Annotated in this window: 1 protein-coding gene; it reads right to left on the bottom strand. The window is 70.5% G+C overall.

The window, feature by feature from the left end; translation table 11 throughout:
* Window positions 1-145 precede the first annotated feature (145 nt).
* Window positions 146-736 (bottom strand): MIP/aquaporin family protein (locus KUM32_RS37665; RefSeq protein ID WP_217146333.1); only part of this gene is annotated, 591 nt, incomplete at its 5' end.

Raw genomic sequence — 736 nt, 5'->3', positions numbered from 1 at the left:
AGACGATGCAGCGGCTGGAGGTGGTGCCCTGGTCGATGGAGGCGATGAACGGGCCGTGGCCGTGCGAGGCGGCGCCTGGGGTGGAGGCGAAGTCCTGGGTGTCGGTCATGATGTGCGGCTCCTGCGTGATGACGTCGGTCGGGCTTTAGGCGAAGGCGAGTTCGTAGAGTCCGCCCGCGATGGCGCCGCCAGCAAGTGGGCCGACGACGGGAATCCAGGCGTAGCCCCAGTCCGAGCCGCCCTTGTGGGGCAGCGGCAGCAGGGCGTGCACGATGCGCGGGCCGAGGTCGCGCACCGGGTTGATGGCGTAGCCGGTGGGCCCGCCGAGCGAGAGGCCGAGGCCGACCACGACCAGGGCCGTCATCAGCGCGCCGGTACCGGAGACCGCCAGTCCCTCGGTCAGCCCCTGGGTGAGGATGGCGAGCACCAGCACGACGGTGGCGATGATCTCGGTGGCCAGGTTCTGCACCACGTTGCGGATCTCCGGGCCGGTGCAGAAGATGCCGAGCACCGGACCCGCCTTCGGGGCGGCCGACTGGTCCACCAGGCCCTCCTGGCCGCCCGTCTCGGCGATGATCTCGGGGTCGGTGAGGTGGGCCTGGAAGTGGCCGTAGTACGAGACCCACACCAGGAGCGCGCCGATCATCGCGCCCAGGAGCTGCGAGGCGAAGTAGAGCGGCACGTCACTCCACTGGGTGCCGCCCTCGCCACCCTTGATGGCCAGACCGACGGTCAC

The sequence above is a fragment of the Streptomyces sp. AC627_RSS907 genome, from assembly GCF_019049165.1.
The sequence above is the reverse complement of the archived record's forward strand: the minus strand, read 5'-3'. Positions and strand labels throughout refer to the sequence as shown.